The organism is Lysobacter sp. ESA13C (assembly GCF_019970005.1).
GTDB lineage: Bacteria > Pseudomonadota > Gammaproteobacteria > Xanthomonadales > Xanthomonadaceae > Lysobacter > Lysobacter antibioticus_B.
Genome location: NZ_JAHXYK010000002.1, coordinates 314,814 through 341,768, shown reverse-complemented (window position 1 = coordinate 341,768; position 26,955 = coordinate 314,814). Strand labels below are relative to the sequence as shown.

General features: G+C 66.8%; 19 protein-coding genes. 7 read left to right on the top strand and 12 right to left on the bottom strand.

Annotated features, from left to right (window positions below; all coding sequences use genetic code 11):
- Positions 1-1,140: 1,140 nt before the first annotated feature.
- Both LC490_RS04730 and LC490_RS04725 read left to right on the top strand, forming a co-directional pair.
- Complete coding sequence (locus tag LC490_RS04730; RefSeq protein WP_223619447.1) at positions 1,141-3,684, top strand: penicillin acylase family protein; 2,544 nt, start codon at positions 1,141-1,143, stop codon at positions 3,682-3,684.
- Positions 3,681-5,408 (top strand): cyclic peptide export ABC transporter, encoded by a 1,728-nt coding sequence (locus tag LC490_RS04725; protein WP_223619446.1) that lies wholly within the window; start codon positions 3,681-3,683, stop codon positions 5,406-5,408. The genes LC490_RS04730 and LC490_RS04725 overlap by 4 nt, the downstream gene beginning before the upstream one ends.
- Here LC490_RS04725 and LC490_RS04720 read toward each other — a convergent pair.
- The 7 genes from LC490_RS04720 to LC490_RS04690 form a co-directional block, all read right to left on the bottom strand.
- A complete protein-coding gene (locus tag LC490_RS04720; RefSeq protein ID WP_223619445.1) occupies positions 5,395-6,534 on the bottom strand; it encodes a hypothetical protein in 1,140 nt (379 codons plus the stop codon). The genes LC490_RS04725 and LC490_RS04720 overlap by 14 nt on opposite strands.
- A gap of 38 nt (positions 6,535-6,572) precedes the next feature.
- On the bottom strand, positions 6,573-7,301 hold the full coding sequence (locus tag LC490_RS24575) for a helix-turn-helix domain-containing protein (RefSeq protein WP_031372230.1): 729 nt from the start codon (positions 7,299-7,301) through the stop codon (positions 6,573-6,575).
- Complete coding sequence (locus tag LC490_RS04710; RefSeq protein ID WP_223619444.1) at positions 7,298-7,831, bottom strand: SRPBCC domain-containing protein; 534 nt, start codon at positions 7,829-7,831, stop codon at positions 7,298-7,300. The genes LC490_RS24575 and LC490_RS04710 overlap by 4 nt, the downstream gene beginning before the upstream one ends.
- A gap of 248 nt (positions 7,832-8,079) precedes the next feature.
- Positions 8,080-9,954, bottom strand: coding sequence for an ATP-binding cassette domain-containing protein (locus LC490_RS04705; RefSeq protein WP_223619443.1), 1,875 nt, complete (start codon positions 9,952-9,954; stop codon positions 8,080-8,082).
- Between the two features lie 499 nt (positions 9,955-10,453).
- The gene (locus tag LC490_RS04700) at positions 10,454-11,338 is read right to left on the bottom strand and encodes a GNAT family N-acetyltransferase (RefSeq protein ID WP_223619442.1); all 885 of its coding nucleotides are present in this window, start codon (positions 11,336-11,338) and stop codon (positions 10,454-10,456) included.
- Positions 11,339-11,397: 59 nt separating this feature from the next.
- Positions 11,398-12,960: a YdiU family protein gene (locus LC490_RS04695; RefSeq protein ID WP_223619441.1), complete on the bottom strand. Its 1,563-nt coding sequence runs from the start codon at positions 12,958-12,960 to the stop codon at positions 11,398-11,400.
- 138 nt (positions 12,961-13,098) lie between these two features.
- On the bottom strand, positions 13,099-13,779 hold the full coding sequence (locus LC490_RS04690; protein WP_223619440.1) for a glutathione S-transferase: 681 nt from the start codon (positions 13,777-13,779) through the stop codon (positions 13,099-13,101).
- A gap of 140 nt (positions 13,780-13,919) precedes the next feature.
- Here LC490_RS04690 and LC490_RS04685 point away from each other — a divergent pair, with 140 nt between their 5' ends.
- Complete coding sequence (locus LC490_RS04685; protein ID WP_223619439.1) at positions 13,920-14,387, top strand: YaiI/YqxD family protein; 468 nt, start codon at positions 13,920-13,922, stop codon at positions 14,385-14,387.
- Between the two features lie 9 nt (positions 14,388-14,396).
- Here the strand turns inward: LC490_RS04685 and LC490_RS04680 are convergent, their stop codons facing one another.
- Complete coding sequence (locus LC490_RS04680) at positions 14,397-15,719, bottom strand: MFS transporter (RefSeq protein WP_343222998.1); 1,323 nt, start codon at positions 15,717-15,719, stop codon at positions 14,397-14,399.
- 8 nt (positions 15,720-15,727) lie between these two features.
- The gene (locus LC490_RS04675) at positions 15,728-16,582 is read right to left on the bottom strand and encodes a DeoR/GlpR family DNA-binding transcription regulator (RefSeq protein ID WP_223619438.1); all 855 of its coding nucleotides are present in this window, start codon (positions 16,580-16,582) and stop codon (positions 15,728-15,730) included.
- A gap of 275 nt (positions 16,583-16,857) precedes the next feature.
- Between LC490_RS04675 and LC490_RS04670 the strand changes: the two genes are divergently transcribed.
- Complete coding sequence (locus LC490_RS04670) at positions 16,858-18,879, top strand: DEAD/DEAH box helicase (RefSeq protein ID WP_223619437.1); 2,022 nt, start codon at positions 16,858-16,860, stop codon at positions 18,877-18,879.
- Between the two features lie 326 nt (positions 18,880-19,205).
- Positions 19,206-19,961, top strand: a complete 756-nt coding sequence (locus LC490_RS04665; RefSeq protein ID WP_223619436.1) for a gamma-glutamyl-gamma-aminobutyrate hydrolase family protein — start codon at positions 19,206-19,208, stop codon at positions 19,959-19,961.
- Positions 19,962-20,218: 257 nt separating this feature from the next.
- Here the strand turns inward: LC490_RS04665 and LC490_RS04660 are convergent, their stop codons facing one another.
- Positions 20,219-21,937: an AIPR family protein gene (locus LC490_RS04660; protein ID WP_223619435.1), complete on the bottom strand. Its 1,719-nt coding sequence runs from the start codon at positions 21,935-21,937 to the stop codon at positions 20,219-20,221.
- Between the two features lie 401 nt (positions 21,938-22,338).
- The gene (locus tag LC490_RS04655) at positions 22,339-23,229 is read right to left on the bottom strand and encodes a pseudouridine synthase (protein ID WP_223619434.1); all 891 of its coding nucleotides are present in this window, start codon (positions 23,227-23,229) and stop codon (positions 22,339-22,341) included.
- 218 nt (positions 23,230-23,447) lie between these two features.
- Between LC490_RS04655 and LC490_RS04650 the strand changes: the two genes are divergently transcribed.
- Positions 23,448-24,005, top strand: coding sequence for a YaeQ family protein (locus tag LC490_RS04650; RefSeq protein WP_057917605.1), 558 nt, complete (start codon positions 23,448-23,450; stop codon positions 24,003-24,005).
- 2 nt (positions 24,006-24,007) lie between these two features.
- Positions 24,008-25,195, top strand: coding sequence for an NAD(P)/FAD-dependent oxidoreductase (locus LC490_RS04645; RefSeq protein ID WP_223619433.1), 1,188 nt, complete (start codon positions 24,008-24,010; stop codon positions 25,193-25,195).
- Positions 25,196-25,520: 325 nt separating this feature from the next.
- On the opposite strand, the gene rimO is transcribed toward LC490_RS04645, so the two are convergent.
- A complete protein-coding gene (rimO, locus tag LC490_RS04640; RefSeq protein WP_031372245.1) occupies positions 25,521-26,894 on the bottom strand; it encodes a 30S ribosomal protein S12 methylthiotransferase RimO in 1,374 nt (457 codons plus the stop codon).
- Positions 26,895-26,955 lie beyond the last annotated feature (61 nt).

Here is a 26,955-nt window from a genome sequence, read left to right as displayed (position 1 = left end):
GACTGAACTGCTTCCGTTCGAAGACCCCATGTCTGGCGTGCTTCGCTTCATGCGATATGCGGACCAACAACTCTCCATCGACGCGCGAAACCCGCGCGCCGCCGCTGGTACTTCCTTTCGATTTCCCCCTGAGTCCGAGCCGATTCGGTTCGGACGGTGCGAGCCTAATGGCGCTGGTTCGCACTCGTTGCGACGGTCGTCAACGCGATCCGCGCAACTCCGGGGCCCATGACGCTTGCCACTGCATCTTGCGTAATCGGCCCTCGCGAGGCTTATACGCTTGGCGTCTCAAGCGCGTCAAATGTACGTATGGAATCTGTGCACTTGGTCTCTACAACCACACGAAACTGAAACGCAGTCACATAAAAAATACGGCCAGGTACGTGCAACCTACACACTTCAATGCACGCGCCCTGATTCGATGTGAAGGCGATGTATTAGGCAAATCCCCAGGGAAAACACCACTTTCGAGTGCACTGACGATTTTTTCGCCAACTCGATTCACCTACATGAGCGAGAGTCATTTTATTGACGCCACATCCTCATTAAGCTATTGCTGTGTGACGTTGGTCTTTCATCGACAGCTGTTCTCGTCGAACCGATGACCGCCTATCAGCAAGGATCCGGGGACGCCATAGGCGCATGATCATTGCGATAGCCGACAACGTGATCGCACTCAAGAATCTGCAAACAAAGGATCGAAACCCCAAGGAACAGGGAAATATCCGAAACCCAGTAAACGGCATCCGGGGGATGCACAGGACACGACCCGCTTCTGCGGCCTGCCAGGCCACGGGCGGTCGCGTCTGAACGCCCGCATGGCCTGATGGGGTCGAGTATCGCGTTAGCTATCGCACGGTGGCGACTCGTGCGCCCGCCCGCTGCGGGCCGTTGCGTCTCGTCATGTGCAACGCCGAGCCGCGAGGATGGCGAACCGACGCTGCGCGGTCCGTTCTCGTCGCGACGACCTGACTACGCGCGGCAATGGCATCCGCGCCGGGCGCGCGGCGCTTCGGCTCGGCGCATGGGCAAAGGCGAAAGCCGGCGCCGCAATGGAACGCACGCATCGACACTCCGTGGGGACGGCGTCGACGGCGGAGACAGGGAGTCGTCCCCTTCACGATCATGGCGAGAGCATCGGTGAAGTTTTTTGCATTATTCAGTTCCTTTCCGCTCGCCTCGCGGTTCCTGGCCATCGTCGTCGTACCGTTGCTGGCCGCTTCGGTCTGGACCTGGTCGTCGCTGAAAGCGAGCCTGCCGCAAACGGCGAACTTGCAGATCGGCCGCGCGCAGCTCAGCCGCGGCGCCACGGCACCGGCGACGATCCGGCGCGATGCCGACGGCATGGTCCACATCCAGGCAGCGAGCGACGACGACGCTTTCTTCGCGGTCGGCTATGCGCAAGCGCAAGACCGTCTGTGGCAGTTGGAACTGCAACGGCGCCTGGCACGCGGCCGCGTCAGCGAGATTTTCGGCAAGGACAGCGTCGACACCGACGTCTGGTTCCGTACCCTGGGCCTGTACGAATCCACCGCCACTGCGTGGCCGGCACTGAGCCCGCAGGCGCAGCGTTCGCTGACCGCCTACACCGCCGGCATCAATGCCTGGATCGGCGAAGGCCACCCGCTGCCGAGCGAATTCCGCGTGTTCGGCATCGCGCCGGAGCGCTGGACCGAACGCGATTCGCTGGCCTGGATCAAGATGTTCGCGCTCGATCTGGGCGGCAATTTCCAACGCGAACTGGCGCGCTACGTCGCCCAGCGCGGCCTCGACGAAGCGCAGCTGAAACCGTTCTTCCCCGATTACCCCGCCGATGCGCCGACCACGGTAGCGGCGCTGGGCGCGCGCGATGCCGCGCCGCTGGCCTCGATCGGCCGCCTGCAATCGCAGTTGCAGCGCGATTACGGCCTGGCGGTGCCGAACACCGGCAGCAATGCCTGGGTGGTGGCCGGTCGCCTGACCTCCGATGGCGCCGCCCTGCTCGCCAACGATCCGCATCTCGGCCTGCAGATTCCGTCCTTGTGGTATCCGCTCAGCATCCAGGCGCCGGGGTTGAAAACCTCGGGCATGAGCCTGGTCGGCCTGCCGGTGGTGGTGTTCGGACGCAACGAGCGCCTCGCCTGGGGCGGCACCAATATGATGGCCGACACCCAGGACTTGTTCTTCGAGCGCGTCGACCGCGGCAGCGAGCATTACGAAACCGGCGCCGGTTGGCAGGCGTTCGCGGTGCGCAAGGAGCGCATCGAGGTGCGCGCCGATTTCCCGCGGCAGTTGCGCGAGCAGTACGCGCCGGTCGCCTTGAAGGTCCGCTCGACCCGGCACGGGCCGATCATCAGCGATCGCTACGGCGTGTTCGATCAACCGGTGGCGCTGCGCTGGACCGGGCTCGACCCGGGCGACACCAGTTACGAGGCGTTCTTCCGCCTCGGTTATGCGAAAGACTGGGACGGCTTCCGCCAGGCTCTGGCCTTCCACGTCGCCCCGGCGATGAACATGGTCTACGCCGACCGCGAGGGCAACATCGGTTACCTCGGCGCCGGTCGCCTGCCGTTGCGCAAACAGGGCGAAGGCACCCTGCCCTCGCCGGGCTGGGACGAAGCCTACGGCTGGTCCGGCGAAGTGCCGCCGGCGCAATGGCCGCAAAGCTACAACCCGCCGTCAGGCTACATCGTCACCGCCAACAACAAGGTCGCCGGCGATGGCTACCCGTATTTCGTCTCGCACGACTGGGCTTCGCCGGCGCGCGCGCGACGCATCGAGCAATTGCTGCGCGAGCGCATCGACACCGGCAAGCGCCTGGGCGTGGCCGACATGCAGCGGATCCAGGCCGATACCCTCGACCTGGAAGCGGCGGCGCTGATCGGCGAGTTGCGCAAGCGCCTGCCCAAACTCTCCGACAACAGGCTCTCCGACAGCAGGCTTTCGGACGGCAACGCCCCGGACAAGATGGGGGAACACCGCGCGCAAGCGGCCCGCCATCTCAAGGACTGGAACGGCGACATGCGCGCCGACAGTCAGGCCGCGGCGATCTTCCACGCCTGGATGCGGCACTTCCGCGAGCGCGTCTACGCCGACCGCCTGCAGGCGAACTGGGGCGAGACCGAGGGCGAAGACGTCCTCGACGGGCTCGTCGAAGGCGTCGGCCTGGATCAGCTGACCGCGCTGCTGCGCGCCGACGGCGCGGGCTGGTGCGACCGCCCCGCCACCGCAGCGCGCGAGGCCTGCGACCAGGCCCTGGCGGCCTCGCAGGAACGCGCGTTGTGGGAGTTGTACAAGCTCAAGGGCGACTGGAGCATGGACAGTTGGCGTTGGGGCGAGGTCCAGCACACCGTGTACCGGCATACGCCCTTCAGCCAGTGGAAGCCGTTCGACAAACTGTTCGAGCGTCGCGTCGGCAACGGCGGCTCGCCGAATTCGGTCAACGTCGCCGGCGCCGCCTACGCCGGCTCGGACGGTTATCTGCAAGCCTTCGGCGCCGGCTTCCGGCAAGTGATCGCGTTGCGCCGCGACGCGGTGCTGCACCACTACATGAATTCCACCGGCCAGTCCGGCAACGTGTTCAGCCCGCACTACGACGACAGCGTCGAAGCCTTCCGCAATGTCGAATACCGCAGGCTGGAGGCGAGCTACGACCGGCCCGCCGCCGCACCCCGCGCAGGCCAGGCCACAGGAGCCGCCGAATGAAACTGTTCGCCGAGTATTCCCGCCGCGCGCCCAACAAGGTGTTCTTCTCGATCCTGCTGGGCGGCCTGTCGGGCATCTGCTATTCGTTGCTGATCCCGCTGGTGATGAACGTGCTCAAGCAAGGCGACCCGCGCCTGCACACGATCGCGGCCGCGCCGACCCGGCTGTTCTCGCTGGAGATCGCCAACGCCCCGTTCGCCCTGGTGTTCACGCTGGTGTGCGTGTTCATCCTGATCACCCGGACCTTGTCGCAGGTGGTGCTGACCCGGGTCGCGATCGACGTCGCCTCCAGCCTGCGCACCCGCCTGTACGACCGCATCGCCCAGGCGCCGCTGTCGGCGCTGGAGAAGATCGGCCACTCGCGGCTGATCGCCGCCCTGACCTCGGACGTGCCGCGCATCGTGTTGGGCGCGCGCATGTTCCCGGACATGCTGATCAACCTGGTCATGCTGCTGGGCATGCTCGGCTTCTTGCTGGTGCTCAACGCCGACCTGTTCTGGTTTGTGCTCGGCTGCATCGCCTTCGGTGTGGTCACCTATCAAATCCCGATGCTGATCGGCGGGCGTTATTTCAACAGCGCGCGCCAGCATTTCGACCACCTGCAGGAATCGATCCAGGGCCTCATCCACGGTATCAAGGAGCTCAAGCTCGACGACGCCAAGCGCGAGGCCTTCTTCGACAAGGTGCTGATGCACTGCGAACGCTCGGTGCAGAAGGACGAGAAGACCGGCTATACGATCCTGCGCGCGGCCAGCAACTACGGCGACCTGCTGAGTTTCTTCGTGATCGGCTCGATCGTATTCATCGTGGTCAACTACCGCACGATCAGCAACGAGCAGTTGATCGGGGTGATCATGGCGCTGCTGTACATCGCCGGGCCGATCTCGGCGATCCTCGGCTTTTTGCCGCAGATCTCGATCTCGCGCGTATCGATCCAACGCGTGGCCAAGCTGTTCGAGGAGATCCCGCAGGAGACCATCTCGGCCGTGCAGGAGCCGGCGCGCGACTGGGACAGCGTGCGTTTCGAGCAGGTCAGCTACCGCCACGGCAGCAAGGACGACAAGGACGACGGCTTCCGGGTCGGCCCGCTCGACCTGGAGTTCCGTAAGGGTGAGATCAGCTTCATCGTCGGCGGCAACGGCTCGGGCAAGTCGACCCTGAGCAAGCTGCTGACCCTGCACTACCGCGCGGTCGGCGGCACCATCCGCTTCGGCGAGCACGCCGTCAGCGACGATTCGATCGGCACCTACCGGCAGTCGGTCAGCGCGATCTATTCCGACTACCACCTGTTCGACCAGATCCTCGGCGCCGACGACGACCAGCTCAAGGCGACCGTCGACCACTACCTCAAGGCCCTGCACCTGGACCGCAAGGTCAGCTACCGCGACGGCCGCTTCTCCACCCTCGCCCTGTCCGACGGCCAGCGCCGGCGCATGGCCTTGCTGGCCTCGATCATCGACGACAAAGAACTGTATTTGTTCGACGAATGGGCCGCCGACCAGGACCCGACCTTCAAGGCCGTGTTCTATCACGAGATCCTTCCGGCGCTGAAGGCGCGCGGCAAGGCGATCGTCGCGATCACCCACGACGACCGCTATTTCGATGTCGCCGATCAATTGATCGTGATGGAGGAAGGCCGCGTCGCCCGGGTCGAGCGTCGCGAGACGCGCGCGGCGCAGGCACTCCCGTCGCCGCGCGCGCAAGCTTTCGTCATGGCCGGCTGACAGGCGCCGCCGCGGCCGATTTCGCCTCGCCGCTGTTAACCTCGCCGGTCTTCGCATCGCCCTCGGCCTCGCGCCGCTGGGTGTCGGCGATCAGCACTTCGCGCGCGGTGCGGCGCACCGCTTCGGGATCGGCCTTGCGCAGATCGGCGTCGGCGGCCAGGCCGAGCTTCGTCGCCACCTCGGCGGTGACGCGCTTGTTGGCGTAGGGATGCGGGTGATCGGGTTCGTCGTCCTGGCTGCGATAGAAACGGTCGAGCAGTTTCTCGCGGGTGGTATCGGCCTGGGCCAGTTCGACCAGCTTGGCGCGGTACTCCAGGGTCCAGGCCGGCATCTCCGGCCAGCGCTTCATGTCGGCGAAATGCTGGGCCTCGTGGCCGAGGAAGCTGACCCGGAAGTCTTCGCCCTTCATGTCGCCGTAGGAACTGCGCACGGCGTACAGGCCCTCGGGCTTGGCCCAACCGGCCGCGCCGGTGCGCTCGCACGAGGTGTAGTGGGCCCAGCCGCGGCTGACCCAACCGTCCATCACGAACACCTTCACCGGCTGCTGCTCGCCGCTCGGCAGATCGACGGTGTAAGCCCGCTCCTCCTGCCGGCCCCACAGCATCAGGTCGTACAGCGGCGGCGTGCGGCCCTGCAGCGGATGAAAGCCGCGCTTGCGCAGTTCGACGTTGATGCGCTCGTTCAAGCCTTCGAAAGCTTCTTCGGTCGGTGCCGGCGCGGGCTCGCCGATCAGCGCGGCCAGATCCGTCTTCAAGCGCGCCTCTTCGGCCGGACGCAGCGCCGGGTCGCGCAACGCCTTCCACCAATAGCGCTGATACACCTCCAGCACGCTGCGCGCGAACGGATCGGCGACGGTGCCGGCCAGGTACGGCGGCGTGCTGCGGTCGTGACGGCTGAGCATGCAGGCGCGGAACGCGGCGTCCTTGGCGTTGAACTCCTCCAGCGGGGCCGCCTTCAAGGTGCTCAGCGCGGTCGGCATGTCGGCGCGCAGCGACGCGCCGAGCGCATCGTTGACCGCCTTGGCCGCAACCGGACCGCTGGCGGGGACCGTCGTCGATGCGCCGCTCGCCGCCCAGGCAAGCAGGACGGGCAAGGCCGTGGCGGCGGCAAGTCGGGTGAGGTTCATGGCGTGGCTCCTGGTGCGCCGGCGGCGCGTTGGAGACATTAAGCCGCGATGGCCAGGGGCCGGTCTTGTACGCAATTGATCTGTTGCCGGAGCCGGCCGCGGACCTGTTCGCGCAGCCGCGCCGGCGTGCAGCCGGCATGGGCGACGACGATGCGGTGCAGATGGCTCTGGTCGCTGAAGCCGGCGGCGGCGGCGACTTCGGCCAGCGATGCATTGCCGGCCAGCAGCTGCAACGCATGGCGCCAGCGCGCTTCGCGGCGCAGCGCCTGCGGCGACATACCGTAGGTGCGGGTCAAGGCGCGGCTGGCGTGCTCGGCGGAAACGCCCAGGCGACGCGCGAGGGTGCCGATCTCGTCGTCGCATTCGGCCATCGTGCGCAGCAGTTCGCCTTGCCAATCGGGCACCACCACGGCCGTCTGCGGCGTTGCGCAGGCCAGCAGTTCCGACAGGCGCTGCGGACAACGCGCGAACACTTCCTGGGCTTCGCGCAGGTCGTGCACCTGCCAGGCGCTGGCGGCGAAGACGAAGCGATCGTTCGGCAATTCGATATTGATCGCACTCGCGCCGAGGCGGCCGAAACGATCGCCGTGGGCGTGATACGGCGGATGCAGCACCAAGGTGCCTGGGCGGCACGGCAAGGGGCCGTCGAGACTGGATTCGGTGTAATCGCCGTCCAGCACCAGCGCCGCGTAGGGCGCGTGGTGGCGGTGCGTCGCCAGGATCGCGCCGCGATCGTGGCGGGTGCGATAGGCGAGCCCGGAACTCACTTGCCCGAACCTGCCTTGGCCGGGTCGCGCGCGCGGCGCAGGTAATCGGCCAGACCGCCGAGTTGCAGCCCCTGCACCTTGTCGACCAAGGCGGCGAATTTGCTGAGGTCGTCGGGCGTGTAACCGCCGGCGCGGTAATGCAGGGCGATGCGGGTGCCGCCGTCGTTGACCGGGCTCAGGCGGAACTCCATCGCCCCGCCCAGGCCCATGCCCTGCAGCGGCCCGAGGCCGCCGAGCAGGCGCAGGGTCTTGCCGGGGTCGACGAAGCTGACCGTCATGTGCTGGGCTTGTTGTTGGCCGTTGCGGCCGATCTCGCAGAAGCAGCCGCCGGCGCGGGCGTCGATCGACAGGGTCGATTCGGCGCCCCACCAGGTGTGGTCCTTGGGCCACCAGCGGTCGACGTCTTCGACCAGGGCCTTCCATGCCGTGGCCTGGTCGACCGGGACGACCTGCTCGTTCTCGATGGTGAACCCATTCGGCGCCGTGTCCTTGACCGCGGCCGCGGCGTTGCCGGCACCAAGCAAGGCCAACGCCAGCGCCCCGCCCCATCCGAGCCGGCTCAGTCCGATTCGGTCCAGTCCGATTCGGTCCAGTCCGATTCGATCCGATCCGCTCCGACCCAATCCGCTCCGTTCCGATCCGCTCCGATCCGATCCGACCCTGCGCATCGCCGCTCTCCCCTCGCCGGCCGCGCCGGCGTTCGAGGGGATTAGGAACCGCCGCCTACGCTCCGCGCAAGCGACGGAAGTTGGGGGCCGGCGGCTAGGCCAGGCGCCCCTCAGCCGTCCAGTTCGGCCCAGCGCGCATAGGCCGCGTCGAGCGTGGCCTGGGCCTCGGCGAGGGTCGCGTTGTGGGCGTTGATCGCGGCGGCGTCGCGCTGGTAGAAGGACGGCTGGTTCATCTGCGCGGTGAGTTCGGCCAAGCGTGTTTCCAGGGCCTCGATCTTCGCCGGCAGTTGCTCGAGTTCGCGCGCGTCCTTGTAGCTCAGCTTGCGCTTGGCGACGACCGGTGCGGCCGCTTGGGCGTCCGGCTTCGGGGCCACGGTCTTGTTGGCGACGCTCCTGGCCGCAGCGTTGGCGCGCTGACGCACCCAGTCGCTGTAGCCGCCGACGTATTCGCCGACCCGGCCTTCGCCTTCCATGACCAGGGTCGAGGTCACCACGTTGTCGAGGAAGTCGCGGTCGTGGCTGACCAGCAGCAAGGTGCCGGTGTAGTCGCCGAGCAACTCTTCCAGCAGCTCCAGGGTCTCGACGTCGAGGTCGTTGGTCGGTTCGTCCATCACCAGCAGGTTGGACGGTTGCGCGAACAGCTTGGCCAGCAGCAGGCGATTGCGCTCGCCGCCGGACAGGCGGGTGATCGGCGCACGCGCGCGCTCGGGGGTGAACAGGAAGTCCTGCAGGTAGCCGATGATGTGCTTCTGCTTGCCGCCGACCTCGACATACTCGCGGCCCTCGGCGACGTTCTCGATCGCATTCCAGTCTTCGCGCAAGGTTGCGCGGTACTGGTCGAAATACGCGACCTGCAGCTTGCTGCCTTCGCGCACTTCGCCGGCGCTCGGCTTGAGGTCGCCGAGCAAGGTCTTGAGCAGGGTGGTCTTGCCGCTGCCGTTGGGGCCGATCAGGCCGATGCGGTCGCCGCGGAAGATCGTCGTCGACAGATTGCTCAGCAAGGGCTTGCCGCCGTAGTCGAAGCTGACGTCCTTGGCCTCGATGACCTTGCGCCCCGAGGACTCGGCCTGGGCGAAGTCCATGCGCACGTTGCCGACGGTGTCGCGGCGCGCCTGGCGTTCGTTGCGCATCGCCTTGAGCCGGCGTACGCGGCCTTCGTCGCGGGTGCGGCGGGCCTTGATGCCCTGGCGGATCCACACTTCTTCCTGCGCCAGCAGCTTGTCGAAGCGGGCGTTTTCCTGGGCCTCGGCGTTCAGGCGCTCTTCGCGGCGGCGCACGTAGTTGTCCCAGTCGCCGGGCCAGCTGGTGACCTGGCCGCGATCGATCTCGACGATGCGGGTGGCGAGCGAACGCAGGAAGCGGCGGTCGTGGGTGACGAACAGCAGCGCGCCCTGCCAGGACTTGAGGAATTGTTCGAGCCAGTCGATGGCTTCGATGTCGAGGTGGTTGGTCGGTTCGTCGAGCAGCAGCAGGTCGGGCGCCGAGACCAGCGCGCGCGCCAGCAGCACGCGCCGCTTCATGCCGCCGGACAGGCCCGAGAACGCGGCTTCGCCGTCCAGGCCGAGGCGGTCGAGGGTTTCGGTGACGCGCTGATCCAGGCCCCAGCCGTTGGCAGCCTCGATCTTGGTCTGCACGTCGGCCAGGGCGTCGCCGTCGAAGGGTTCGGCGTGGCTCAGGTGATGGTATTCGGCCAGCCAGTGGCCGAGCTCGCCGAGGCCGTCGGCGACCACGTCGAACACCGTGCCGCTGGCGCCGGGCGGCACTTCCTGTTCGAGCCGGGCGATGCGCACGCCGGATTCGCGGCGGATTTCGCCGTCGTCGGCCTGCAGTTCGCCGGCCAGCAGTTTCATGAGAGTGGACTTGCCCGCGCCGTTGCGACCGATCAGGGCGATGCGTTCGCCCGGTTCGATGGACAGTTCGACGTTTTCGAGCAGGAGCGGGCCGCCGACGCTGTAGTCGGCGTTCTGTACGGTAATCAGGGGCATCCGACCATTCTACCGGGCGCGGCGCGCCAATCGGCAGGCCGGGTCGGGCGGCCGGGGCTGGCCGGCGGCCCCGTGGTTCAGCCGCAAGGCCGCGCCAACGGAGGCTGGCGGACGCAGGCGCCGACCCGCCGGGCGGCGCATACTTGGCCACGGGCGCCCGCCATCCGCTGCGACGCGCCGCCATCGAACGAGGAAGAGATCATGAGCAAGGGAATGGACCGCAAGAAGGAAACCAAGAAGAAACCGGCCAAGACCATGAAGGAAAAGCGCGCCGAAAAGAACGAAAAGAAGACCACCAAGGGCTTCGCCCCGGTCTGAACGACCGGCCCGGCGGCTGCGGCGGCGCCGCGGCGCCGGCCGTCATCGGGCCACGGCCGCCGCGCGATGCGAGTCGTCGGCGCGGCGCAGCCGGGCGGCCCGGGATCGACGGCGGCCAGCGCCGTCGGCGACACCGGCCCGCCCTCGCCACTCTGCCGTCGCCAGCCTGCCGCCGCCGCGCTTAGGTGCGCGCGAGCAAGGGAAACCGGTGCGGCCCCGCCGGCAAGACCAGATTCCGCACGAATAGATCGGCGTCGGCCTCCGCCGCGACCGCACGGGCCCGCGGCCACAGCCGTTCCGGGGTGAAGCCGAAACGCACCGTGTGGATCGGCTGCGCGATCAAATGCGGCAGCGCCGCCGACAGATCCAACGGCCGGGTCGCGAACACGTCTTCGATCGTCAGTACGCCGTCCTCGACCTCGGCGAACACCCAGGTGTCGTCGTCGAGCCGGTGCGCAGGGCTGGCGTAGCCGTTGGCGACGTACCAGGTCGCGATGCGGCCGTAATCGCGCGCGGCGAAGCGTGCGCTGACCGGCGACGCCGCGGCCGCCGAACGCAGGAAGGCTTCGCGGATTTCGCCGTCGGCAAGGTCGAGGGCGGCGGCGCGAACGATGCGGCCCTCGCCCGCCGGCTCGGCTTGCAGCTCGGCTTCGAACAGTGTTTGCGGCGCCGGCGCGAAGCCGAAGCGCGGGTAGAAGTCGAGCACGCTGTCGTTGGCGAACAAGAACACCGGCGCTTGCCCGCAATACGCCAGCGCGGCCTGCATCGCCCTGCGCGCCAGCCCCTGCCCGCGCGCCTGCGGCAGGCAGCCGACGGCGCCGAGCTGATAACCCACAAGCTCGCGCCCCTCGACCAGCAAGCGCATGCGCGACACCGAGGCGTTGGCGAGCACGCGGCCGTCGTCGCCGACGATGCAGAACGCGCGGTAGTCCTCGCCCCACTGCCGCCATTCGCACCAACGGCGGAAATCGGCCTGGCGGAAAACCTGCGAGACGTAATCGCAATACGCGCCATGCCATGCGGCATCGTCGCGGTCGACGACACGGAGTTCGAGAAGCGGGTTCATGGCAGCGGATTCTGCGGCAAACCCCATGGGTTCGCGATGCCCGCTCAGGAACTACGCACTCATGAGCTGCACGACAGCATCGAGCAACCGGCGCGGTCGCGGGCCCATTCCGGGCGGCGCGCGGCATAGACGTCGCGGCCCGGCTGGTCCTCGTACGGCCGGCGCAGCACCTCCAGCAGTTCGGCGATGCCTTGCAGGTCGCCCTGCCCGGCGCGGTCGATGGCCTGCTGGGCCAGATAATTGCGCAGCACGTAACGCGGGTTGGCGGCGTTCATGACGGCGATGCGCTGGTCCGCGGGCCAGGCGTCGGCGCGCGCGCGTTCGGCGTAAGCCGCCAGCCAGGCACGCAAGGCCGCCTCGCCTGTCGCGCCCAGTTCGGCGTCGTAATAGGCCTCGGCGAAAGCCTGCGATTCCGGCTGCGTCTGCGCGATATCGACCGAAGCCAGGGCGCGGAAGAAGATCGTCATGTCGACCTGATGGCGGTGCAGCCACTCGCGCAGTTGCTGCATCAGCTCGACATCGCCGTCGCCGCATTCGCGCAGGCCGAGCTTGCGCGCGATGCTGTCGCGCTCGGCGAGGTTGTAGGCGTCGACATAACGGCGCAGGCCGTCCTGCAAGGCCTCGACCGGCAGCAACAGCGACAGCGCCCCGGCCAACCGGCTTAGGTTCCAGTACGCCACCTGCGGCTGCTGGCCGTAACGGTAGCGGCGCTGGCCGGCGTCGGTGGTGTTCGGCGTCCAGTCCGGGTCGTAGTCGTCGATCCAGCCGTAGGGGCCGTAGTCGATGGTCAGGCCGAGAATCGAAAGATTGTCGGTATTCATCACGCCATGGACGAAGCCGACCCGCATCCAGTGCGCCATCGTCACCGCGGTACGTTCGCAGACTTCGCCGAACCAGGCGCCGTAGCGGGCCTCGCCCTCGCCGCCCAGGTGCGGGAAATCGCGGGCGATGCAGAAGTCGACCAGTTGCCGCAGCAGTTCGGTCTCGCCGCGCGAGGCCGGCAGCTCGAAATTGCCGAAGCGAATGAACGACGGCGCGACCCGGCACACGACCGCGCCGGGCTCGGCCTGCGGATGGCCGTCGTAGAACATATCGCGCACCACGTCCTCGCCGGTGCCGACCAGGCTCAGCGCGCGCGTGGTCGGCACGCCGAGGTGGTGCATGGCCTCGCTGCACAGGAATTCGCGCACCGACGAACGCAGCACCGCGCGGCCATCGGCGGTACGCGAGTACGGCGTCGGGCCGGCGCCCTTGAGCTGCAGTTCCCAACGCTCGCCGGCGGCGTTGACGACTTCGCCGAGCGAAATCGCGCGGCCGTCGCCGAGCTGCCCGGCCCAATGGCCGAACTGATGGCCGCCGTAATTGGCCGCATACGGCTGCATGCCGTCGAGCAAGGCATTGCCGCCGAATACCTCGGCGAAGGCCTGGCTGACGACCTCGTCCTCGCTGAAACCCAGGCGTTCGGCCATCTCGGCCGACCAGGCCAACAGCCGCGGCGCCGCCACCGGGGTCGGGTCGACCCGCGAATACAGCGCGCCATGCACCTGGCGTATGCCCGGCGAGGTGTCGGGGTCGCCGGGAAGTTCGCGGACGAAGGCGTTGTCGAAGTGCGGCGAATGCATGCGGGGCTATGAGGCTCGAAAGGACGGTGTTCGAAAGGACGATGCTCGGAAGAAAGGCAGCGCCGGCGTCGCGGCGCGTTCCCCATCAGTGGGCCCGGACCGGGCCGAAACCAAGCCGGCGCGGGTTCGGCTCGGCAGTCAGCTCAGCAGCGAGTACGGCCCGCCCTGCTCCAGGGCGCGCTGGTAGGCCGGCCGCGCCTGGATGCGTTCGACGAAAGCCTGCATGCGCGGCCGTTCGCGATCCTTGGCCCGGGCGACCGCCGCTTCGACCGGGAAACTCATCTGGATGTCGGCGGCGGTGAAGCGATCGCCCGCGAACCACTCGTGCTTGCCCAATTCGCTTTCGATGTAGTCCAGATGCAGGGCCAGTTGCGGACCGACGAAGGCCGACACCGCCTTGTCGGCGATGCCGCGGGCGATGGGCTTGGCGAAGAACGGCATCGGCGCGCGGCGCAATTTGGAGAACACCAGGTTCAACAGCAAGGGCGGCATCGCCGAACCTTCGGCGTAATGCAGCCAGTAGCGATAACGCAGGCGTTCCTCGCCGTCCAGCGGCTGCAGCGGCGGCGACAGGCGATGGCTGCTGTCGAAGCGCTCGCTCAGGGTCTCGATGATCGCGGCCGATTCGGCCAGCACCTGGCCGTCGAGCTCGACCACCGGCGACTTGCCGAGCGGATGGATCGCGCGCAGTTCCGGCGGCGCCAGCATGGTCTTGGCGTCGCGCTGGTAATGCACGATCTGGTACGGCAGTTCCAGCTCTTCGAGCAGCCACAGCACGCGCTGCGAACGCGAGTTATTGAGGTGATGGACCTTGATCATGCGCGGCGCCCCACTGAGATGGCCGCCAGGACCGCGGCGGAGACGAACATGGTAGCGGGCCGCGGGCGGCGACAGGCGACGCGGCGCACGACTTGGCGCGACAATGCCGGATCGTTGCCGAAGCCGATCTCGCCCGCCTCATGACCGACACCCCCGCACCGCAGATCTGGGTCGATGCCGATGCCTGCCCCGGCGTGATCAAGGAGATCCTGTTCCGCGCCGCCGACCGCGCCCGGGTGCAGGTGACCCTGGTCGCCAATCAGTGGCTGCGCACGCCGCCGTCGCCTTATATCCGCGCGATCCAGGTGCCCGGCGGCTTCGACGTCGCCGATGCGCAAATCGTCGAGCGCGTGGTCGCCGGCGACCTGGTGGTCACCCAGGACATCCCGCTGGCGGCGCTGGCCCTGGAAAAGCATGCGGTCGCGCTGAATCCGCGCGGCGAGCTGTACACCGCGGACAACATCGCCGAACGCCTGTCGATGCGCAATTTCATGGACGAGTTGCGCGGCGCCGGCGTGCAGACCGGCGGCCCGCCGGTGTTTCATGCGCGCGACCGCCAGGCTTTCGCCGCGCAACTGGACCGCTGGCTGGCGCAACGGCCGCGCTGAACCTTCGATTCAATCGCGCGCCGCAGCGATGCGTGCGCTCGCGGCCACAGCGACTAACGCCGCACCCAGCAGCACGAACGCCACCGGCAAGCTGCTGAGCTTGGCGATCCAGCCGATCGCGGCCGGCCCCACCAGGATGCCGGCATAACCCAGCGTACTGACCGCGGAGATCGCCGGACCGGCCGGCATCGCCGTCTGCCGGCCTGCGGCGCTGAACAGGATCGGCACGATGTTGGAGGCGCCGAAACCGACCAGGGCGAAACCCAGCAAGGTCGGCAAGGCGCTCGGCGCGAGCGCCGCCAAGGCGAAACCCGCAGCGGCGCAGGCACCGCCGGCCGCCAACACCGGACGCGGGCCGAAACGGTGGACGATGCGGTCGCCGCTGAAACGCCCGATGGTCATCGCCAGCGCGAACACGGCGTAGCCGATGCCGGCCACGCTGGCCGCGACGCCGCGCTGCGACACCAGCAGCAAGGCGCTCCAGTCGAGCATCGCGCCCTCGGCCAGGAACACGATGAAACACAAGGCGCCGATCAGGATCACCACGCCGTGCGGCAACGCAAACATCGAGCCGCCGCCGTGGCTGTCGTCGCCATAGCGCAACAGGCCGCGACTGCCGGCCAACATCAACAGGGCCAAGACCACCGCGACGCTCATCGCCGCGATCGCAGGGGCCGCCTGCAGCCACAGCAGCACGCTGACCAGACCCGCGCCGGCGATGCCGCCGACGCTGAAAAAGCCGTGGAAACCCGACATCAGCGCACGCCCGCTGGCCTTCTCGACGATCACCGCCTGGATGTTGATGGCGACGTCGATGGTGCCGATGGCGGCGCCGAACACGAACAGGGTCAAGGCCATCGCCGGCACGCCGGAGAAATGCGTGAGCAAGGGCAAGGCCGCGCAGACCACGGCGCTGGCGAGCAGGATCACCCGGCGGCAGCCGTAACGCGCGGCGATGGCGCCGGTCAACGGCATGGTCACCAGCGAACCGGCGCCAAGCGCGAGCAACAGCAGCCCGAGCATGCCCTCGTCGATGCCGGTGCGCGCCTTCGCGTACGGCACCAGCGGCGCCCAAGCCGCCATCGCCAGGCCGGCGATGAAGAAGGCGATGCGGGTCGACAGGCGCTCGCTCGCGCCGATAGCTGCGTCGGCCCGCGTGGCATCCGTCGCTGCAGTGGCGCCGGCGTTTTCGCGCTCGCCCGCGGCGCTTGCCTCGTTGTCTGCCGCAACGGCGGCGGGATCGAATTCGGTCATGATCGTTCTCGGTTCGATGGCGGCGTGTCGCCGCGACAGGACGATGCGGAAGGCATCGGCGCCCAGGCTGCTGGTCATGCGCCGCTCTAATCGGCAGGTTCGGCGCGCAGCACGCGCGCGGCATCAGTCGGTGGGTCGGCGCGCAGCACGCGCGCGGCATCAGTCGGTGGTTCGGCGCGCAGCACGCGCGCGCCGAGTCGAGCGAAAGCTTCGGCCTCGGCGGCGTCGCCGCCGTGCTCGATCACCAGGGCCTGCACGCCTTCGACCGGCCATACCGAAAACGGCGCGGCGGTACCGAGCTTGTCGTCGGTGGCCACCGCCACCACCGCGCGGCTGGCGGCGGCGACTGCGCGCTTGAACTGCGCATCCTCGTAGTCGATCGCGCTGATGCCGGCCTGTGCATCGGCGCCGCAGACGCCGACGAAATACAGATCGCTGACGATCGCCGCGGCGTCGCGGATCGCGCCGCTACCGAGACTGGCGCCGACGTGCGGATCGACGCGGCCGCCGATCACGATCAGCTCGATGTCGTCGCGTTGCGCGAGCAAGGCCGCGATCGCCGGCGCATTGGTCGCCACGGTCAGGTCGAAATCGCGCGGCAAGACCTCGGCGATGGCGATGTTGGTCGAGCCGGCATCGAGGAACAGCAACTGCCCGCGTTCGACCAAGGCCAACGCGGCGCGCGCCAGCGCCGCCTTGCGCGTCGGCGCCTGGGTCCGGCGCTGCGCCAGCGAACCGTGATCGGGCGCCATCGGCAAGGCCCCGCCATAGACCCGCCGGCATTGCCCGGCCGCGGCCATCTCGCGCAGGTCGCGGCGGATGGTGTCGTGGGAGACCTCGAGTTCGCGGGCCAGGTCGACCGCGATCACCCGGCCCTCGGCCAGCAAGCGCTCCAGGATCAGGCGATGACGCTGTTGCGGCAGCAATTCCTCGGCGGACATATCGGCCCAATCGTTAATGATTGAGATAAATTGTGCACAAACGTGCAAACGAAGCAAGTTGCAGCCGACGGGTCGCCCGCAAAGGACCGATCCGGCACAGACGACGTCGGGGCGAGCCGGAAGATCGTCGAAACCCCACCCGATCGCCCTCGCCGTCCGCCCCGCACCTGTACCCAGGATGCCCGCCGATCCTGCGACCGAGCCGTAGCTCCACACTCATAGGAGTAAACTGGTGGGTCTTCCGACCGGCATCGCCGGCGCTGCTGAGCCTCGTTATGAGCGCCGACCTGACCAATACCTCCCCCGATACCCCGAAATTCACCGACCTCGCCCTGTCCGAGCCGCTGCTGCGCGCGCTCAAGGACGTCGGCTACGAGTCGCCCTCGCCGATCCAGGCCGCCACCATCCCGCCGCTGCTCGAAGGCCGCGACCTGCTCGGCCAGGCCCAGACCGGCACCGGCAAGACCGCGGCGTTTGCGCTGCCGATCCTGGCCCAGATCGATCCCAAGCAGTTCAAACCGCAGGCCCTGGTGCTGGCGCCGACCCGCGAGCTGGCGATCCAGGTCGCCGAGGCCTTCCAGAAGTACGCCGTGCACCTGCCCGGCTTCCACGTGCTGCCGATCTACGGCGGCCAGAGCTATTACCCGCAGTTGCAGGCACTCAAGCGCGGTGTGCACGTCGTGGTCGGTACGCCCGGCCGCGTCATCGACCACCTCGACCGCGGCACCCTGGACCTGTCCGAGCTGCGTTGCCTGGTGCTCGACGAAGCCGACGAAATGCTGCGCATGGGCTTCATCGACGACGTCGAGAACGTCCTCAAGAAGACCCCGGAATCGCGCCAGGTCGCACTGTTCTCGGCGACCATGCCGAGCCAGATCAAGCGCATCGCCCAGACCTATCTGAAAGAGCCGGTCGAGATCGCGATCAAGTCGACCACGACCACCGCCGCCAACATCCGCCAGCGCTATTGGTCGGTCAGCGGCGTGCACAAGCTCGACGCGCTGACCCGCATCCTCGAGGCCGAACCCTACGACGCGATGATCGTGTTCTCGCGCACCAAGCTCGGCACCGAAGAGCTGGCCGAGAAGTTGTGCGCGCGCGGCCTGTCGGCGGCGGCGATCAACGGCGACGTGCAGCAGGCGCAGCGCGAGAAGACCATCCAGAACCTCAAGGACGGCAAGATCGACGTGCTGGTGGCCACCGACGTCGCCGCGCGCGGCCTCGACGTGGACCGCATCAGCCACGTGCTGAATTACGACATCCCCTACGACACCGAAAGCTACGTCCACCGCATCGGCCGCACCGGCCGCGCCGGACGCAAGGGCGAGGCGATCCTATTCGTGACCCCGCGCGAGCGCGGCATGCTGCGCGCGATCGAACGCGCCACGCGCCAGCCGATCGAGCCGATGGAACTGCCGAGCGTCGAGACCGTCAACGAACAGCGCGTCGCGCGCTTCCTCGGCCGCATCACCGAAGCCCTGGAAAGCGCCGACCTCGGCCTGTTCCGCGAAATGGTCGAACGCTACGAACGCGAGAAGAACGTGCCGGCGGTCGAGATCGCCGCGGCGCTGGCCAAGGTGGTCCAGGGCGACAGCCCGCTGCTGCTGACCCCGCCTCCGGCGGCGCGTTACGAGCGCGAAGAACGCGACGGCCCGCGCGAACACCGCGGCGCGGCGACGCGCAAGTTCGTCGAGCGCGACAACGCCTCGAATTCCGGCGCGCACCGCAAGGAATACCGCCAGACCGACGCGCGTGCGCCGCGCGAAGGCGAGCGCGCCCCGGCGCCGCGTCGCGAAGACCGCCAGTACACCCCGCCGTCGGCGCGTCCGTCCAACAAGGCCGAGTCGCTGTTCGACGACGAGTCGCCGGCACCGCGCGCCGAACGCGCGCCGCGCGGCGCGCCCGAAGTCGGCATGGAAACCTTCCGTATCGAAGTCGGCCATGCCCATGGCGTCCAGCCCGGCAACATCGTCGGCGCGATCGCCAACGAAGCCGATCTGGAAAGCCGCTACATCGGCCGCATCGACATCCGCGACGACTACACCCTGATCGACCTGCCCGAAGGCATGCCGCGCGAACTGATGGAGCACCTGAAGAAGGTGCGCGTGGCCGGTCACCCGCTGCGCATCCAGCACGCCAGCCCCGGCGACACCGAAGGCGGCCGCAGCCGTCGTCCGGGCCCGGGCGGCCCGCGTGGTCCCGGCGGCCCCGGTGGCCCGCGCGGTCCGGGCGGCCCCGGCGGCCCGAAGTCGCACGGCGGCCCGCGCAAGCCGTTCAAGCCGCGCCCGCCGCGCTGAGTCGAGCTGAGGGGTGATGCCCCCCCTTCTCTCGCGTTCGGGAGAAGGGGGCGGAAGAGCCTGCCCCGCGAAGGCGGGGGCCGGATGAGGGCGCGCAAGCTGCCCCTCTAACCCGCACCCCCGCCCGAACGCCTGGCGTTCGGGCGTTCGCAAACGCGCGAGCCAATGGCTCGCAAGCGGCGTTCGCTCACCCCGCCAGCGGGAGAGGGAGCCATTCGCGGCAACGGCAGCCAGCCACCGCATCCGCACCAAAACTCATAAGCCAACCATCGCGTATCGGCGCCGATCTTTGGCATAGTCGCAGCGTAGTCGCTACGCCGCCGCACATGCCCCGCATCCTGGTATTCCAACACGTCGCCGCCGAACCGCTGGGCACGCTCGATCCCCTGATCCGGCGTCGCGGCCATCGCATCCGTTTCACCAACTTCGACCGCGACCCGCAGGCGCAACCGAACGTCGACCGCTACCGCGGCCTGATCGTGCTCGGCGGACCGATGAACGTCGAAGACCAGGCGCAGCGCCCGCATCTGCGCACCGAACTGCTCGCGATCGAACGCATGCTCGAACAGGGCAAGCCGGTGCTCGGTATCTGCCTGGGCGCGCAACTGCTCGCCCACGTCCTCGGCGCGCCGGTGCGTAAACACCACCGCCCCGAAATCGGCTGGTATCCCCTGCAGACCACCGAGGCCGGCCACGGCGACCCCGTACTCGCACCGCTGGCCGGCACCGCACCGGTGTTCCAGTGGCACCGCTACAGCTTCGAAGTCCCGCAGGGTGCGCACCACCTCGCCCGCACCGACACCTGCGAGCAACAGGCCTTCCGCTGGGGCGACAACGCCTACGGCTTCCAGTTCCATCTGGAAATGGACGTGCCGCTGATCGAACGCTGGCTGACCAACCCGGTCTACCGCGAAGAACTGGCCGAACTCGGCCACGACACCAGCGAAGCGGCGATCCGCGCGCACACGCTCGAACACATCCACGCCATGCAGACCCGCGCCGACGCGGTGTTCAACAACTTCCTCGACCTCATCGGCCAACCGCAACGGCGCTACACCCTGCCCTCGCGCGAGTGGGTCTGAGCCCGCCCACTTTCCAGAAGGCGCAGATCCGCTCTGAGGGGTAGGAGCGGCGCAAGCCGCGACCGCGCCGGTTCCGGTCGCGCCGTCAATATCGTCCGCTAAGGGGCGTGCCCAAATTGCCCATATGAAATACACGTTGGGTCGGGAAAGCCATATCCCGCGTTGATGGGTCTCGAAGGGCTAGCAGTGGTGGATTGAAAAGACCCGCCTTCGAGCGGTTTTTTTGACGGCAGAGGGAGCTCTGTGCACGCTGGCGATCAGGGGTAGAACAGGAACTGCTTGCCCTTGAGATCATCCAAGGCGACGGCGTGAACCGCGGCCGTCTGGGAAGGGTTTTTGAACAGTATGGCCAAGTGCCGGTTCTCGTAGTTGCGCATTAGCTCATTAACAACAGAGGAATGCGTTTCTTCCATTAGCTCCTCAAAAGCCTCGCCTTCGTGCGGAGTCTGCAAAAGGAAGTCTCGAACCGGCACATCAATCAGTGTTCCTAGCCGAGCTGCAAACGCCAAAGAAGCCATCAGTCGGTTTCCGTGGACTAGCGCTCCCCAGCTCTGTCCAGCCTTGCGTACGTACGTGGCCTTTTTTGTTTCGATCCATAGCTCAATCGCACGAAGGGCCAGTGTTGCATTAAATGCTCGCGATCCAGTTGTCGCGGGATTGAAGATGGCAAGGTACGGGGGGCGACTAAGATCGTTAAAAAAGCGACCTAACCCGGTCTTGACCTGTACCGCCATATTTGGGGCGCCTGTCGCACACGCTAGCGCAGTAGTTACTTCGATGAGATCGCACGAATTCGGAGAGCTGACGAAGTCGCCACTTCGGACGTACTGGTACTCAATATCCTCCATCGCCAATTCCTGGCGCAGCCTATGCTGTTGCTGATCTTGCGCGACGAAGTCGCGTGCTTCTATCCGGTTCTGCAGGTTGTTGGTGCGAGTGACCGCGGCAGCGAAGTCTGGCGGTGCTTGATTGAGAAGAATCACTCGTACCGATACCCATGTTCTTCCTAACGCAGTTTCATCTTCAATCGCACCAAGGGTACTGACGGTCTGCGCACCGTTTACGATCGATGCGCCACGAAGACGGAATATCCCTGCTTCACGAGTCGCGCCTGCGGCTGGAGCCTGCAGGGTGTCAGTTGCAATTATTGTGATGCCGTTGTTGTAGTACCAAAACTTCTCGGGCTCATCAGTTGCTGTCTGACGAATCTCGGTGTTGACATCGGTCGAACCCAGAGAGTGGCGAATGTTAGTTGCCAGTAGTCTGCCACCGTTATTCTGCCACCATGATCGAATTGTGAGTCCGTCCACCATGCCAAAGTAAGCAGGGTAGGGAGTCCGGACGAAGTGGTAGTGGAAAAGCTGGCATTGCAGCTCGACGTCGCCTTCATTGGCTGGTGATGCAATCGACGCGTAGACTTCCCTGAGACCGAATACCGCCATGCCTGCGAGCGGTTCCAGCATTCCGTCATTCACGTCTCGAACAAAGTCATCAAGATGCTGCTTGGCGGGCTGCGAGAGCGTGGACGCCCCGGTCGACACTACATATAGATATATTTCAGTGCCTGGCTCTTGAAGTCGATTAATTATGTCGCTCACTCTCCCGGTGAGGCGAGCGTCGAAATTGGCCTGAGACGCCTCGATAAGGTCGTATGCTCCTTTAACAAAGGATGCAACGTCACGCGCCGCTGGTTCGCCGGATCCAGAGATGATCCACTTTGATTGCACTAGCACAACCCGTTTCTTGTTGGGGTCGTAGTAAGCAGCATCAATGCCGTTATCGCCGGTACCATCCCATACAGCGATAGCAGCTTCTACCGGACTGCATCCAGTGGCCATATAAATTGCGTGAGCTGCTAGGCAGCGCGACCATACCGCTTCATCAGCTAACCCATCGATCTCTCCGAGGAGTTCTAAGTCAGGGCGAATGGCCTCTCTAAATCGCCCGGCTATCTGAGTTACGTGCAGCCTCGACATTTGTCAGTCCTTGCGAATGGCGATTGCTGATGCTATCCGATGAGCGGTGGGCTTGCGTCGTCCGAGTGCTGCTTCAGCAGGTTCGATATGGCTGTTGGTCAGCCGCTCGCGATTGCGCGCGGCGACTCCTCGTTAATTTCTGGTTCGTACTTGCGAACCCAGCCGAAGACACAGCCCAGAGCGCGGTCCAAAGTCTTGGTCCAACTGCACCCGACGGCCTCATTGAATGAAACTGGCCGCGCGGCTTGAGTGAAAGATCTGCCGCCCTAATCCGATCTCAAATGCTTGAAAATGCAGGAACCTAGACCACCCGCAGAGGAGTTTTGGGAGACGGGCCTAACCGTATGCCTTATATATTAGGCACTTAGAGCTGGTGAGCTCGTAGGCTGTTAATCGGGGCTCTAAAGCCCCAACCCACTCTCAAACCACCGCTCGCTCCCCTCCAGCGGATCGACAAACCGCAGCGAGCGCGCCAGCAGTTTCAGCGGCCGCGTGTAGTCGTCGGCCAGCGCCTGCGGCGACAAGGGGTAGAACGGGTCGTTGAGGATCGGCGCGCCGAGGGCGGCCAGGTGCACGCGCAGTTGGTGTTTGCGGCCGGTCACCGGTTCCAGGGCGTAGCGCCAGACCGGGCCGTCGCGGTCGATGACGTCGATGCGGGTCTCGCTATTGGGTTCGCCTTCGGCCTCGCACATGCGGAAGAACGGCTCGCCTGCGACCAGGCGCGAACGCCGCACCAACGGGAATTCGAGGGCCGGCAGAGCCGGTGCCAAGGCTTCGTAGCGCTTGTGGATGCGGCGTTCGCGAAACAGGGCCTGATAGGCCGCTCGCGAGGTTGGGTCGCGCGAGAACAGCATCACCCCGGCGGTGCCGCGGTCGAGCCGATGCAAGGGCACCAGATCGGGTTCGTCGTAGCGCCGGATCAGTCTCGTCAGCAAGGTCTCGGCGACGAAGCCGCCGGACGGGGTCACCGGCAGGAAATGCGGTTTGTCGACCACCACCAGGTGCGCGTCGCGATGCAGCACGCGCTCCTCGAACGGAATTCGCGGTTCCTCGGCGACTTCGCGGAAATACAGGATCTCCATGCCGATCCGATAGACGGCGTCGGCCCTCAGCGGCTGGCGTTGCGCATCGAGCACGCGGCCGCGCGCGAAGCGGTCGAGCCAACGCTCGCGTGCGATCGCCGGAAAACGCGCGCACAGGCCATCGAGCAAGTTCGTCCACGGGCCGGGCGGCAGTTGCAAGCGGCTCGGGGCGATGCCGTCGAGGGGCAGATTCGATTCGTTCGGCGACATGCCGGCATCATCGCCGACTTCGCCGCCCTCGCCCACGCCGCAGAACGGCGGCCCGGCGCCCCACCCAGACAAGGTCCAGCCCTGATCCAACAAGACCCAGCCAAGATGCAGGCAGCCGGACGGCGGCCCGACCAGCCTGAACCAGCCCGGGCACCCCGGACCGGACGCGGAAGCCGCCAGCGCCTAGAATGCGCGCTGTTTTCCTGCGAGCTCAGCCCATGGCGCCCAATGCCACCATCGTCAAGATCGAGTTGCAAATCAGCGACATGGACCGGCACTACTACGCCGCCCACGCCCTGACCCTGGCGCAACACCCTTCCGAAACCCAGCAACGGCTGATGGTGCGGATGCTGGCGTTCGCGCTGAACGCGCAGGAGCGGCTGGAATTCGGCCCGGGCCTGAGCAGCGAGGACGAGCCCGACGTGGTCCTGCGCGACTACACCGGCGACATCGATTTGTGGATCGACGTGGGCCAGCCCGACGAGTCGCGCATCCGCAAGGCCTGCGGCCGCGCGCGCCAGGTGGTGGTGGTGAACTACGGCGGCCGCGCCGCCGACATCTGGTGGGACAAGAATGTCGCCATCCTGCGCCGGCTCAAGAACCTGACCGTGCTCGACCTCGACCCGGCTGCGGTGGAAGCGATGGCCGGCCTGGTCGAACGCAGCTTCCGTCTCGATTGCCAGATCCAGGACGGCGAAGTGTCGCTGAGCACCGACAAGGGCGCGCTGGTGCTGACCCCGGGCGTGCGCCAGAGCGCGGACGCGCGAGCCGCCTGAGCATGACGGAAGCGGTCGATGTGGTGATCGTCGGCGGCGGTGCCGCCGGCTTGATGTGCGCCCTCACCGCAGGCCGCCGCGGCCTGCGTGCAGTGGTGATCGAGCACGCCAACAAGGTCGGCAAGAAGATCCTGATGTCGGGCGGCGGGCGCTGCAATTTCACCAACACCGGCACCACCCCGGCCAATTACCTCTCGGCCAATCCGCACTTCTGCAAGTCCGCGCTGGCGCGTTACACGCCGTGGGATTTCATCGCGATGGTCGAGCGCCATCGCATCGCCTATCACGAGAAAGAACTCGGTCAGCTGTTCTGCGACGTGTCGTCGAAGCTGATCGTGCAGATGCTGGTCGACGAGTGCCTGGCGGCCGGGGTGCGCATCGAGATCGGCTGCGCGGTCGAACGCATCGTCCACAACGAGGGCGACAGCGGTTTCCGCGTGCACACCGCGCGCGGCGGCTTCGTGGCGCGGTCGTTGGTGGTCGCCAGCGGCGGCCTGTCGATTCCGAGCATGGGCGCGACCGGCTTCGCTTACGAGTTGGCGAAGCGCTATGGCCACAACGTGTTGCCGACCCGTGCCGGCTTGGTGCCGCTGACCCTCAGCGGTAAACACCAGGAACGCCTGCAGGACCTCAGCGGCGTCGCCCTGCCGGTCACCGCGAGCTGCAACGGCCAGAGTTTCAGTAATCAGATGCTGATCACCCATCGCGGCATCAGCGGCCCGTCGATCCTGCAGATCTCGTCGTACTGGCAGCCGGGCGACGATCTACGCCTGGATCTGCTGCCGGGGCACGATGCGCTCGATTGGCTGCAGACGCAGCAACGCGAGCGTTCCGCCGCGGAGTTGAAGACCGTGCTCGGCGAGGTGGTGCCGCGGCGTTTCGCCCAGCGCTTGTGCGAGGTCTGGCTGGGCAACAAGCCGATGAAGCAATACAACCTGCCGGAGCTGAAGCAGCTCGCCGCGACCTTGAGCGAATGGCCGCTGGTGGCCAGCGGCACCGAGGGTTATCGCACCGCCGAGGTGACCTTGGGCGGTGTCGACACCGACGAGCTGTCGTCGAGCACGATGCAGTCCAAGCGCGTGCCGGGCCTGTATTTCATCGGCGAGGCGATCGACGTCACCGGCTGGCTCGGCGGCTACAACTTCCAGTGGGCCTGGGCATCGGGGCATGCGGCGGGCCAGGCGGTCTGACTGTGGTTGCGTCGTGGGCCTGTTGGCGCGGTCGCGACTTACGTCGCTCCTACAGGGGATGGCGGCGTCGCGGATGTAGGAGCGGCGTGAGCCGCGACCCGTATCCGTAACGGCGTCGCAAGTCTGTTGGTTGGGTCGCGACTTACGTCGCTCCTACAGGAGATGGCGGCGTCGCGGATGAAGGAGCGGCGTGAGCCGCGACCGCGAAACCACGGTTACGGCGTAATCCGATTGGCGCGGTCGCGACTTGTGACCGCAGGAAATCCCTGTGGGACGTCGCTCCTACCCCGGGACCTCGGGATGACGCCGCCGCTCGGCGCCCGCCTCAATCCTGTTCGACGGCTTCGCCGAACAGGTCGTGTTCGTCGCTGCCCATGATCTCGACGTCGACGAATTGGCCGACGCGCAGCTGCGCTTCGAGGCCGTTCTGGATCTGCACCAGGCCGTCGATCTCCGGCGCATCGGCCATCGAACGGGCGATGGCGAGGTCGCCGTCGATGGCGTCGACCAGGCAGCGCTGGATGCTGCCGACCTTGGCTTCGAGCTTGGCCGCGGAAATCTCGGCCTGGCGCTCCATGAAACGCGCCAGACGCTCCTGTTTGACGTCTTCGTCGACCGGGTCGGGCAGATCGTTGGCCTTGGCGCCGTCGACCGGCGAATAGGCGAACGCGCCGACGCGGTCGAGCTGGGCTTCGTCGAGGAAGTCGAGCAGTTCCTCGAACTCCTGCTCGGTCTCGCCGGGGAAACCGACGATGAAGGTGCTGCGGATCGCGATGTCCGGGGCGATCGAACGCCAGCGCTGGATGCGCTCGAGGGTCTTGTCGACCGCGCCGGGGCGCTTCATCAGCTTGAGCACGCGCGGGCTGGCGTGCTGGAACGGAATGTCGAGGTAAGGCAGCAGCTTGGGCATCCCGTTATGAGTCTGGGCCATCAAGGGGATGATGTCGTCGACGTGCGGATACGGATAAACGTAATGCAGACGCGTCCAGATGCCGAGCTCGCTAAGGCCTTCGCACAGCGCCTTCATCCGGGTCTGGTAGGACTTGCCGCGCCATTCGCGCTCGGCGTATTTGACGTCGACGCCATAGGCCGAGGTGTCCTGCGAGATCACCAGCAGTTCCTTGACCCCGCCCATCGCCAGCTTTTCGGCTTCGCGCAGCACTTCGTCGACCGGGCGCGAGACCAGATCGCCGCGCATCGACGGAATGATGCAGAAGCTGCAGCGGTGATTGCAGCCTTCGGAAATCTTCAGATAGGCGTAGTGCTTGGGGGTGAGCTTGACGCCGATGCCATCGTCGCGGCGCGGCACCAGGTCGATGAACGGGTCGTGCTTCGGCGGCAGCGCCGCGTGCACCGCGCTCATCACGCTGCCGTAGTCCTGCGGTCCGCTGATCGACAGCACGCCGGGGTGCGCTTCGCGGATCAGCTCCGAGCGCTTGCCCAGGCAGCCGGTGACGATGACCTTGCCGTTCTCGGCGATGGCCTCGCCGATCGCATCCAGCGATTCGGTCACCGCCGAGTCGATGAAGCCGCAGGTGTTGACCACCACCACGTCGGCGGCGTCGTAGGTCTGGACGATGTCGTAACCCTCGACCCGCAACTGGGTGAGGATGCGTTCCGAATCGACCAGCGCCTTGGGGCAACCGAGACTGACGAAACCGACTTTGGGATTGGCTGGCGAGACGCTGGCGGAAGACATGAACGAGGAGACCTGAACAAGAGAGCCGGACGCCGCGGGGGGCGGCCGGGCCCGGGCGGGA